The following is a 10,895-nucleotide window of genomic DNA, read 5'->3' as shown; positions in this document are numbered from 1 at the left end:
AGGCACGATGCGCGGCGCTCTTGCCGGCAGCCTGCTGCTCAGCCTGATGATCAGTGTCATGTTCTTCCTCGGCTTCACGCCGGTCGCCCAGTATGTCGCCCAGGGCCTCATCATCATCGGGGCGGTCGCCATCCCGCAATTCCGCAAGGTGCAGCAATGACAGCATGGAAAGAGACCGTTGGCGGCAGACGCGCCCTGACAATCCTGCGCAGCCGGCCCTTCCTCACGGTCGCCATCGTAGCAGGGGTTTGGATCGCGGCGAGCTTCGCTTCGCGTGGCTTCGGCGCCTATGGCCATTTGCGCTATCTGGTCGAACTGGCCGCGGTCATCGGCCTGGTTGCGGCGGGCCAGACCTTTGTAGTCATCGCCGGCGGCATCGACCTTTCCGTCGCGGCGATCGTCACAGTGAGCGCCGTCAGCCTGCCGCTGCTGTCGTGGCAGGCGGATCCGACCGGGCTCACCGCCGTCCTTGCCGTCCTTGCGTTGACGACGACAATCGGTCTGGTGAACGGGCTGGGCGTGGCGCTGTTGCGCGTTCATCCTATGATCATGACCCTGGCAATGGCGACATTCCTGCAGGGTCTGCTGATCATCATCGCCGGCGGCAGCGCCGTGACCGCCGAAAACCCGCTGGTCCGCTGGCTCGGCAATGCGCGGCCGGCCGGTATTCCCGCAGGCGTGCTCTTGTGGGTGGCCGTCTCCGTGATCGTTCTGGCCGCAATGCATGCCACATCCTTCGGCGCTCGGCTCTTCGCCATGGGCGCCAACCCACTCGCCGCGGCACTCTCCGGCGTTCCCGTCGCCTCGACCACCCTGGCGGTCTACGGCATCAGCGGCTTCACTTCAGGGCTCGCGGGCGTGCTGGTGCTCGGCATGAACGGACAGGGCTATGTCGGGATCGGCGATCCCTATCTCCTCGCCTCGATTGCCGCCGTGGTTCTCGGCGGCACCTCGATCCTTGGCGGGCTCGGCACCTATGCCGGCACCATCCCCGGCGCCATCCTGCTGGTCACAATCACGGCTCTGATCACCGTCGTCAACGCATCGCCCGGCTGGCGCAGCATTCTGTTCGGTTCACTGATCCTTGGGCTGCTGCTTCTCTCAGGCAGGGAGCAGGCCCGCCGATGACATACCGTCCAGCCGGTAGATGCGCCTTGCATTGCCGAAGAACAGCGCCGTCTGCTCGTCTGCGGAAAGCTCGCAGGCAATGGCCTTGAAGCTGTCATATACCGCATCGAACGACGCGTGCAGACCGGCCACCGGGAAGTCACTGCCGAACATCGCGCGCCGCGTGCCGAAACAGTCTATGCAATGCATGACAACCGGCTTCAGGCTGTCGAGCGTCCAGTCATGATCGTAGGCGACCAGATCCGATATCTTGATGGCGACGTTGTCACACTGGGACAAACGCCGAACTCCTTCGCGCCACGCCCGCATTCCGTCGGAATCGCGATCGATCGGGCTGCCGCAGTGGTTGAGGACAAAGAACTGGTCCGGATAGGCCGCTGCAAGGCGCGCCGAACCGGCGAGCTGGCGCGGAAACACCATCAGATCGAAAACCAGCCGATGGCCGGCAAGCAGGGACAGGCCGGTCCGCCAGCCCGGATCGTCCATGATGCCGTCACGGGCAGCGAAACGGCGGGCAGGGTCAGGATCCCAGCTCAGTATGTCGCGGACGCCCACGACACGGTCGAATGCCGCCTGCGCCTCGACCAGTGCCGGCGCATGGCGGTTCGCCAGCGGGACGTGAACGACGTAGCGGGCGGCCACGCCACGCGACTTGTCGAGCGTTTCAAGCCACCGCGTTTCGCCGACGCAGTCATCCCCGGCCCAACCGGCTTCGACATGGATGGTGGCGACGACATTGTGCCGGCTGGCGTCGCGCAAATAATCCTCTGGAAGGTAGTTTCGCCGCAAGGGGCCAACCGCGCCCAGGCCGCCGCGTTCGCCAGCCGTTGTAGCGAGCCAGGGGTGCCGGCCGAGGCCGAGATCCCAAAGATGATGGTGGGCATCGATGATCGGTCCGGAGTAAAGCTTTGGCACGCATCTCTCTCATGCTGTGGCCGGCATCGGAAATCGATCCGGACTTCATCCTGCGAAGGCGAAAGGACTAGCATCGGATGACCGAAAACTCACCCGTACTGTCGCTCGCGACCCGTGAAAAGTTCCTGCTCGATGATTGCATCCGCGGCGTGCCGCCCGGCACCTTCGGGCTGGACAGCAGCCTTGTCGCATCTGAGCGCTGGCATCCGGCTGATGGGCGCATGTCGCTGCCGGTGCTGACCCTCGACGAGGACGCCTTCATCGCCAATCGTGACCTGTTTCTGCGCTATGCAGGTGAACATGGTGCCATGATCGCGCCGCATGCCAAGACCCCGATGGCGCCGGACCTTGCTCGATCGTTGATAGAGGCCGGAGCATGGGGCACGACCGTCGCGGATATCAGACAAGCCGCGGTGATGCTCAGGGCCGGCCTCACACGGCTGATCATCGCCAACGAGGTTGGTGGATCAGGCGGTGCGAACCGGCTCGCCGCGCTGGTTGGCGCCTGGCCAAGCGTCGAGCTCTTCGTCTTCGCCGACTCTGCCGTCGCCGTGAATGCGCTCGCGGAAGCATGGCGGTCCAATGCGATGCTGCCGCCGTTGCGCGTGCTCGTCGAACTCGGTGCGGGGAGGGCAGGCGCGCGGACTACTGGCGAAGCTGAGGCGATCGCCGATGCAGTTGATGCAGCCGGCGGACGGCTGCTGATTGCCGGTGTCGCAACCTACGAAGGTGCCGCGGCGCAACCCGACTCCGGGCGCGCCGAGGAGGTGATCTCTGACTTGTTGGCAATGACCGCCGACATGTTGCTGCGGCTTCACGCCCGCGTCGGCGGCGCTGCGCCGCTGGTCGTCACGGCCGGCGGCTCGGTGTTCTTCGACAAAGTGGTCGCCGCGCTTTCGCCCGCCGTTTCCAGGGACGGCAATGCGACGCTGGTGTTGCGCAGCGGCGCCATCTTCTTCCACGACCATGGCATCTATGATCGCTCGCTTAGCGCACTCGATGCTCGCAAGGGCTTTGCAGTCGGCGGCGTTGGTGTTTCCGCACGAAACTCGTTTCGTCCGGCTTTGCGCCTATGGGCCGAAGTGCTGTCGCGGCCGGAGCCCGGCCTCGCGATATGCGGCATGGGCATGCGCGACGTGTCGTTCGATCAGGGGTTTCCGATGGTGCTCGCCGTCTTCCGGACCGGCAAGCCGCTGCCGGTACCGCACGCCGAGGTCTTCAAGCTCAACGACCAGCACGCCTTCCTGTCGATTGCACCCAGCGACGACATTGCCGTTGGCGACATCATTGAATTCGGCATCTCCCATCCCTGCACCTGCCTCGATCGCTATCGCGTGATCTTCGGCGTCGACGCGGCCGGCCATGTCCGCCACGCCTTTCCCACCTATTTCGGCTGACCGGATCTTGCGGCGGCCCCAAGAGAACCTCGAAAGGATCCAATATGATCAAGTATTTCCAGTCCGGCTCCCGCATGTCGCAGGCGGTCGTCTATGGTGGCCTCGTCCACATCGCAGGCCAAGTGGCTGACAATCGCAAGGCCGGTATCGAAGGCCAGACCAGCGATGTGCTCTCAAAGATCGAGGCGCTCTTAGTCGAGGCCGGCAGCAGCAAGTCGAAGCTTGTGGCGGTCAACATCTTCCTGCCGCAGATCGGCGACTTCGACGCCATGAACAGCATCTACGATGCCTGGGTGGATCCTCAACGCCTGCCGGCGCGGGCTTGCGTCGAGGCGCGTCTCGCCGACCCCGATCTCCGTATCGAGGTCACCGCGGTTGCCGCCGTCTGAGTTGTCGCCATGCACACCGGCCTCACCCATACGCTCGACTTCGACCGGGACGGCAAGACATCAGGTTATCTCGGCATTCCGTTCTCGATAGACCGTTCGCCTTATTTCCAGGTCAAGGTCCCGATCTGCCTCATTCGCAACGGCGAAGGTCCATCACTGCTTCTGATGGCCGGCAATCACGGCGACGAATATGAGGGCGAGCTGTCGCTGGCAAAGCTGATCCGCCGGCTCGATCCCAAGCGGATCAAGGGCCGTGTCACCATTCTGCCGATGGCGAACGCACCGGCGGTCATGGCCGCCAAACGCTGTTCGCCGCTTGACGGCGGCAATCTCAACCGCGCCTTTCCCGGCGACCCGTTGGGCACCCCGACAAGCCGGCTTGCCAATTTCCTGGAGACGGAACTGTTTCCCCGCCACGACGTCATCTTCGATATTCATTCGGGCGGCACCTCGATGGAGCATCTTCCCACGGCGCTTGTCGAGCGCAATACCGATCCCGACCGGCAGGGGCGCGGGGTTGAGCTGATGCGGGCGCTCGGCATGCCGTATGGGTTCGTGGCCGACAATGGCCGGGCCTCGCCGACCTCCATGGGCGCAGCCCGCCGGGCCGGTGCCATTGGCGTCAGCGGCGAGTTCGGCGGCGGCGGCACCGCCACAGTCGACACGATGGCGATTACCGCTCGCGCGATCGACAGTCTGATGATTACCCTGGGCGTGGTCGAAGCGCCGGTCCTTGCGCCTGAGTCAAAGCCTTCGGCGCCGACGCGACTGCTCTCGCTTTCCCGGCACAGTCAGGGCCTGTACGCCACCCGCCGCGGCTGGTTCGAACCCGCCGTCAGGCTCGGCGACGGCGTGACCGCCGGACAATTGGCCGGCTGGTATCACGACCTCGAACGGCTCGATCTTGCCGAGGAAGCCCTGCATTTCGCCGAAAGCGGTATCGTACTTTCGCGCCGGCTGCACACGATGTGCGAGGCGGGAGACTGCCTCTTGCAAGTCGCCGAACCGGTGGAAGGCTGACGGGAGCCCAATCGGCGTCTTCACGTCGCCATTGCAGAAAACTGAGGATATTTCATGCAGCTTTCGATGTGGACCTATCCCTGGGATGTCCAGGATTTGGGCTTGGAGATGGTCGAACGCGATCTGTTCGAGCGTGCCGGGCTCAACATGATCAGCTTGGCGACCTCCTATCATGCCGGCCGGTTCCTGCAGCCGCGCAGCCCGCGCCGCAAAGCCTATTTCCCGGAGGACGGCACGATCTACTTCAAACCAACCACCGCGCGATGGGCCGATCTCGTGATCCAGCCCAAGGTGGCGGACGTGATCACGGAAGGTGGCGACGTTCTGGCCGAACTTGTCCAACGGCGCGAGGCAGGCGGCCTCCAGGTGTCGTGCTGGACGGTCTGCCTGCACAATACCCGCCTCGGCATGCTTTATCCGCAGGCCGTCACCCGCAACGCCTTTGGCGACCCCAATTATTACAATCTCTGCCCATCGCATCCGGATGCTCGCGCCTATGTCCGCGCGCTGGCCGCGGATATCACGCATACTTACAAGCCGGACAGAATCGAACTTGAAAGCCCGTCCTTCATGGGCTTTGCCCATGCATACCATCACGAGAAGGACGGTGTCGGGCTGACGCCGGAAGACGATTTCCTTCTGTCGCTGTGCTTCTGTCCGTCCTGCCTCGCGCGTGCGGCCGGTGCCGGCATCGAAGGCGAGGCGGCGCGTGAGCTCGTCAAGCAGTGGATTGCCGAGGCGTGCGAGCGCGCGGTTCCTGAACGGCGCTTTCCAGAATTTCCCGCAACTGGCCTCGACACCTTTCTGCCCTGGCCGCAACTCCATGCCTATCTGTTGTGGCGGTTCGAGCCGGTGACCAGTCTTGTCGCCGAGCTGCGTGAGGTTGCCGATCCGGAGACACGTGTCCTCATCATCGACCTCAAAGACGGCTGGCTCGGCGGCTGCGATCTGGCAGCGCTCGGCAAGGTCTGTGACGGGGCGATCCTGTGTGCCTACGACATGCAGGCCGGCGATGTCGCAGGCCTGATGGCGGCCGGCCGTACCGCGCTCGGAGCAGAGAAATTCCTCGGCGCCGGCTATCGGCTCTTCTATCCGGAAATGGCGGGCCCTGAAATCCTCGCCGCCAAGGTGAAACCGGCGCTGGCGCCGGACGTCGATGGTATCAATTTTTATAATTACGGCCTTGTTCCCGCCGCAAGACTCGATTGGGTGCGTGCAGCACGAGCTGTTTGAACAATCGATCCGTGTGCCGCAGTCTAGCTGTCAATCCAGGTCCGGTCCTCGAACCGTGAACCTGGGAGCGGGAATGCCGGCTTTGCCGTAAGCGATCCATATGCGCCTGCCTCCCATCCTACGTCGCGTGGGAGGCGGCAGATGCAGAAGGGTGCGGGACCGAAAAAACCAGGTGGCGTCACATGACAGCCGACGCCCTGTTGTCGCCGGCAGCGGAATCCGGCCTCGTGTTCGGCCTCGGGCTTATCTTTTCCCTCGGCCCCCAGAACCTCACGTTGATCCAGGCGGGGCTGACCCGCAGCCATCCCTTTACGGTCGGTGACCCGCAACAGACATTAGGAACGTCAGGCACCCGCTATTACCAGACATTGTACGGCTCGGCGGCGCATGCTTGGGCGCGGACATCGTTCGAGCAAAGTTAAGTCTCGTAGTAGTGAAGCTCGAGCAACAGGCACCCGGTAAGCGACCGGAACGGACCGTGATAGACGCCAGGCGGCCGGCAAGCGTAGGTGTTCGGGGCAAAACTCAGCGACGGCTCGTTGGCTGATGATCCGCCGACGATGAGATCTCCCGATACGAGATAGATCTCTTCCCAGTATTCATGCACGAACGGCACCGTCGTATAGGCGCCCGGCGCAAACCTCAACAGCCGCGTGCGGTGCCCGGTCTTGCCCGCGTCGTCAAGCCGGCCGGCAAGGATCTTCTGCTCGATGTCGGGCGGGTAACCAGGCGGCGAATGCCAGCCCTCCCCGGTCATGTCGATCGTGTGAAATTCCTTGTGCTCCTTGCGGATCGGCATGGCAAACCTCACGCGGCAACCAGAGCGGCGCGGTCGACTTCATCTTCCAGCGAATAGCTGTCGAGCATGTGGTCGACGAGCTGGGTACAGCGGTCCCAGTCGAAGGTGCGGAAGCTGTGCCCCTTGGTCACGAAGGTGGCGCCGGCATAGAACATCTCGTATTGCGTGTGGCGCGAGGCGAACTCTGAGCCGATCGCATCCCAGGCCAGCTTGAACAATTTTACCCGGCCCTTCGACGAACTGACCGGCGATTGCTGTGTCTTTTCGATCAGACTGCACAGCTCCGGATCGGCGAAATCCTGGACTGAAGACGGCAGCATGATCAGCCCGCCGCCCGCCAGGTCACGCAAGGCGAGGATTACCCCGGCATAGAGTTGCTGCGTCAGCACCTGAGCCGAATAGAGCGTATGCGCGTCGGGCACGAAATACGTGCCAAACATGCGGCCCTTCACCTCCATGGCGTGTACCAACGCGTCGACCATGGTGTTCTGCGCTGCAAGCACTCCCAGCATCTCGCGCACCTGCGGAAAGTTAATGACGCCGTTGGTCTCGGCGATGCGCCGGGCGATGCCGACAAGGAAGCGCATCTTCACCATCAGGCGGATCTGCGCCTGGTAGTTCTGGAAGACATGCGCCGGCGTGGCATGGAACTGCCGTTGGCACATGGCGATGTCCCCGTTGATGAAGACGCGCTCCCAGGGAACTTTCACATTGTCGAAGTAGAGCACGGCATCGTTCTCGTCGAAGCGGCTGGCCAGTGGATTATCGAAGACACTGGCGGCGCTCTCCTCGTAGGATTTGCGCGACAGGATCTTTAGCCCGCCGGCATTCATCGGCACGGCGAAGGACACAGCATAGGGCTCGTCGCCCTCACGCAGCGGCTGGATGCAGGTGACGAACACCTCGTTTGCCATGATGCCGCCGGTCGCCAGCATCTTGGCGCCGCGGATTGTCAGGCCTGCTGCGTCCTGGTCGACGACGCCGGCGGTGAGGAAGCGGTCTTGCTGCTCACCCGCGGACTTCGAGCGGTCGGCCTGTGGATTGATGATGACGTAGGTGAGATACAGTTCGTTGTCCCGGGCGTAGCGGTAATAATCGGCGAGGGCCGCGGCTCGCGTCTTGTCATAGGCCTCGAAGACCTCGATCCCCATGAACATGCCGGAAATGCAGGAGGCGACATGGTCTGGGGCGCGGCCAAGAAAGCCATAATGAAGCTCCGTCCAGGCTTCCAGCGCCGTGCGGCGTTCGACGAGCTCGGCATGGCTGCGCGGCAACTGCCAGATGCGATTGGCCCGCTGCCCGCCGCTTTCGGGAACTTCAAAGGTCATCAGCGCCCGGTTATCCGGCCGCGCCTGGAAGTCGTAGAGCATGCCGACCGACCGGATCGTCTGACGGAAGGCTGGATGCGCGGTGACGTCGCCGGCCGTCTGCCCGTTGATATAGACCTGCCTGCCGTCTCTCAGCATCTCGATATGCTGCGCTCCAGTCTTGATCATCTTACCCTCCGCGCTCAGTAGTGGATGTCGAGCGGCCAAAGCGGCGCCGCAAACTCCGTTGGCTGCAGTGATGCGTAGCGTCCCTTGCCGAAAACCAGCGGTTGCCGGTCGGCGAAGGACCGAAAATGCTTAACCCTGGCGATGAACAGCACGTGGTCGCCGGCTTCGTGCCTAGCCCACGGCTCGCAGTCGAACAGCGCCGCCGCGCCGGGCAGCACCGGGGCGCCAGAGCGGCCTTGCTCGAACCGCATCCCCTCCCACTTGTTGGAAAGCGGCTTGGCGAAGCGGTTGGAAATTTCCTTCTGGTTTTCCGAGAGGACGTTGACGGTGTAACTTGCGGCATTCTCCCAGAGCGGTAGGCCGGCTGAACGACGGTCGATGCTGAACAGGACGAGAGGTGGATCGAGAGACAGCGAGTTGAACGAACTGATCGTCATGCCGAGCTGCTCGCCATCGGCCACACAGGTGACGACGCAGACGCCGGTCGGAAACTGTCCCAGCGCCTGGCGGAACGCGCGCACGTCGAAAGCCGTTTCCCTGCCGATGATCATGCCCGGCCCTTTCGGCACCGATCTGTTAAATCACGATAATCAATTCACCAATTCCGTTGACCAACTGCCATGCGAACGCCGCGGCCTTTCCTTACTGCGCCGCCACCGCCGGACTGCGCTCGGTTGCAACCGAACCCCAGCCTGCCGCGATCGGCAGCCGCAACGCGACGAGCGTCCGCGCCAGATGCTGGGCGACGGCTGCGGCCGCCTGTTCGGGCTGTCCGTGGCGTATGCCCTCGACAATCGCTGCGTGCTCGGCAAGCACGCTGTCGCCGCGTCCGCCGGAGATTGTGATAGCGCGCACGCCCATCCGCAACTGGCGGTCCCGTAGGCTCTCATAGAAGTCGGCGAGCACCGGATTGCCGGCGGCGCGCACGATCGTACGATGAAAGTCCCGGTCACATTCGATGAACGCAACGGTGTCGTGCTGCACCTCCACCTGCCGGGCGATCAGCCTGTCGAGTTCCGTCGCAAGCATGTCGCCGAAGCCGGCCGCCTGCCGCGCGCACCACTCTTCCACCAAGCCGCGCGCCTGCATCACCGCTTCGATCTCCGTCTCGGTGATCGGCGGTACATAGGCGCCCTTTTTCGGCACGATCTGCAGGAGGCCGTCTGCTTCGAGCCTTAACAGCGCCTCGCGCACCGGCGTCCGTGACGTTCCCGTCTCGCGGCAGACCTCAGCCTCGGTAAGGAACGTGCCCTCGCGGCTAGGCAAGTTCAGCACATGCTGCTTCAGCCAGCGGTAGACGACGTCTTGCGCAGCATCGGCGCGTTGACCTATGGCAGGGCGTTGTGATTGATAAGGGTTGGACATAGACATGATGTATACATGTTGTCGACCATAAGATCAAGCTAATTTTCGACCCGGCTGCGCCGAGCGGAAATGGCGCTAGCTTCACATTCCGGTGTCAGCTCAGACCGCAAGATTCCATCCGGGGCGCCTGTTGCATCGGGGTAACCAAGTGTCGGCTTTTCACCACTAGTTTCCGGCAGCTGATCTCCTGGTTTTCGCGAGCTTTGCCTAGTTTTCAATCATTACGACAATTCGTAGTGGCTTCGCAGATGAAGCGGCAATGGCCGATTCCCTGGGGGGTGCGGACCTCGATGTCTGCGTAACCGGAAATCAGGAAGCAGACGGGGCCGAATTGCGAGAGGCAATGGGCGACCGGTGAATCCCGCACTCCATCTTCGACAGTCCGCTCCAGCGGCCCGCGCGCGGATTGTCCGCGCTGCCGCACTGGACCGTGCAGGGCGCGCAGCCGATCGAGTGGTAGCCTTTTTCGAGGAGCGGATGCCGCGGAAGATCATAGTAATCGAGATAGGCCTCGATCTGCCGGCGGGTGAAGCGGGCAAGCGGGTCGATCTTCAGGCGTCCGTCAGTCTCCTCAAGCGTCGGAACATCCGCGCGAAGCCCGCCATGATATCGCTTGCGGCCGGAAATCCAGGCTTTGAAACCAGTCAGCGCATTTTCGAGCGGCAGAACCTTGCGGATGTGGCAGCATCGGTCCGGATCGCGGCGGTGCAGCGATCCAGCGCCGTCGAGCACCCGCAAGACATCCGCCTGAGGCGTGACGACACGCAGATCGGTGAGGCCGAGCAGAGCCGTCAGCTGCGCGCGATAGGCGATCGTTTCCGAAAACAGCTTTCCGGTATCGAGCGTGATGACAGGAAGCGAACGGTCGATCGAGGCCGCCATATGCAGCAGCACCGCGGATTCCGCGCCGAACGAGGACACCAGCGCTATGTTTCCACAAAACAGGTCGGTGACGAGCGGCGCCAGCAACTCGGGTCCGTCGAGATGGTTCAGCTCTGCGATGACGGCTTCATACATGGCGGTTCGGCCGATCAAAAACGGTGGTGGCGTGATAAAGCCGCATCATAGCTTCGCCGCGAAATCGAGGATCGCCTGGCGGTCGGGCTCGTCCAGGTCGAAGAAGCGGTCGCGCACGATCTGCGCCGTGCCGCCA

Annotated in this window: 12 protein-coding genes and 1 pseudogene; 7 read left to right on the top strand and 6 right to left on the bottom strand. The window is 63.2% G+C overall.

Annotated elements, in window-relative coordinates:
* A pseudogene (locus EOA85_RS16220) lies at positions 1 to 160 on the top strand (ABC transporter permease); the annotation flags it as partial.
* The gene (locus EOA85_RS16215; RefSeq protein WP_127210320.1) at positions 157 to 1,128 is read left to right on the top strand and encodes an ABC transporter permease; all 972 of its coding nucleotides are present in this window, start codon (positions 157 to 159) and stop codon (positions 1,126 to 1,128) included. The pseudogene EOA85_RS16220 and the gene EOA85_RS16215, both read left to right, overlap by 4 nt.
* On the opposite strand, the gene EOA85_RS16210 is transcribed toward EOA85_RS16215, so the two are convergent.
* A complete protein-coding gene (locus tag EOA85_RS16210; RefSeq protein WP_127210318.1) occupies positions 1,102 to 2,043 on the bottom strand; it encodes an amidohydrolase family protein in 942 nt (313 codons plus the stop codon). The genes EOA85_RS16215 and EOA85_RS16210 overlap by 27 nt on opposite strands.
* 77 nt (positions 2,044 to 2,120) lie before the next feature.
* Between EOA85_RS16210 and EOA85_RS16205 the strand changes: the two genes are divergently transcribed.
* The 5 genes from EOA85_RS16205 (at position 2,121) to EOA85_RS39005 (ending at position 6,504) form a co-directional block, all read left to right on the top strand.
* The gene (locus tag EOA85_RS16205) at positions 2,121 to 3,440 is read left to right on the top strand and encodes an alanine racemase (protein ID WP_127210316.1); all 1,320 of its coding nucleotides are present in this window, start codon (positions 2,121 to 2,123) and stop codon (positions 3,438 to 3,440) included.
* A gap of 44 nt (positions 3,441 to 3,484) precedes the next feature.
* Positions 3,485 to 3,829, top strand: coding sequence for a RidA family protein (locus EOA85_RS16200; RefSeq protein ID WP_036267438.1), 345 nt, complete (start codon positions 3,485 to 3,487; stop codon positions 3,827 to 3,829).
* A gap of 9 nt (positions 3,830 to 3,838) precedes the next feature.
* Positions 3,839 to 4,849, top strand: a complete 1,011-nt coding sequence (locus EOA85_RS16195) for a succinylglutamate desuccinylase/aspartoacylase family protein (RefSeq protein WP_127210314.1) — start codon at positions 3,839 to 3,841, stop codon at positions 4,847 to 4,849.
* 54 nt (positions 4,850 to 4,903) lie between these two features.
* Positions 4,904 to 6,082, top strand: coding sequence for a hypothetical protein (locus EOA85_RS16190; RefSeq protein ID WP_127210312.1), 1,179 nt, complete (start codon positions 4,904 to 4,906; stop codon positions 6,080 to 6,082).
* 182 nt (positions 6,083 to 6,264) lie between these two features.
* Entirely contained in the window at positions 6,265 to 6,504 is a 240-nt protein-coding gene (locus EOA85_RS39005; protein ID WP_245485807.1) for a hypothetical protein, read from the top strand.
* On the opposite strand, the gene EOA85_RS16180 is transcribed toward EOA85_RS39005, so the two are convergent.
* The 5 genes from EOA85_RS16180 to EOA85_RS16160 all read right to left on the bottom strand — a co-directional run bounded on the left by EOA85_RS16180 (position 6,501) and on the right by EOA85_RS16160 (position 10,759).
* Positions 6,501 to 6,881, bottom strand: a complete 381-nt coding sequence (locus tag EOA85_RS16180) for a cupin (RefSeq protein WP_127210310.1) — start codon at positions 6,879 to 6,881, stop codon at positions 6,501 to 6,503. The genes EOA85_RS39005 and EOA85_RS16180 overlap by 4 nt on opposite strands.
* 8 nt (positions 6,882 to 6,889) lie before the next feature.
* The gene (locus EOA85_RS16175; RefSeq protein WP_127210308.1) at positions 6,890 to 8,377 is read right to left on the bottom strand and encodes a 4-hydroxyphenylacetate 3-hydroxylase N-terminal domain-containing protein; all 1,488 of its coding nucleotides are present in this window, start codon (positions 8,375 to 8,377) and stop codon (positions 6,890 to 6,892) included.
* A 14-nt stretch (positions 8,378 to 8,391) separates the two neighbouring features.
* On the bottom strand, positions 8,392 to 8,928 hold the full coding sequence (locus EOA85_RS16170) for a flavin reductase family protein (RefSeq protein ID WP_127210306.1): 537 nt from the start codon (positions 8,926 to 8,928) through the stop codon (positions 8,392 to 8,394).
* Positions 8,929 to 9,019: 91 nt separating this feature from the next.
* Positions 9,020 to 9,748: a GntR family transcriptional regulator gene (locus EOA85_RS16165; RefSeq protein WP_245485805.1), complete on the bottom strand. Its 729-nt coding sequence runs from the start codon at positions 9,746 to 9,748 to the stop codon at positions 9,020 to 9,022.
* A gap of 303 nt (positions 9,749 to 10,051) precedes the next feature.
* Positions 10,052 to 10,759 (bottom strand): phosphoadenylyl-sulfate reductase, encoded by a 708-nt coding sequence (locus EOA85_RS16160; RefSeq protein WP_127210304.1) that lies wholly within the window; start codon positions 10,757 to 10,759, stop codon positions 10,052 to 10,054.
* Positions 10,760 to 10,895 lie beyond the last annotated feature (136 nt).

This window comes from Mesorhizobium sp. M5C.F.Ca.IN.020.29.1.1, from assembly GCF_003997375.1.
In the GTDB taxonomy this organism is placed as follows: domain Bacteria; phylum Pseudomonadota; class Alphaproteobacteria; order Rhizobiales; family Rhizobiaceae; genus Mesorhizobium; species Mesorhizobium wenxiniae.
This window is presented reverse-complemented; position numbering and strand designations above follow the sequence as displayed.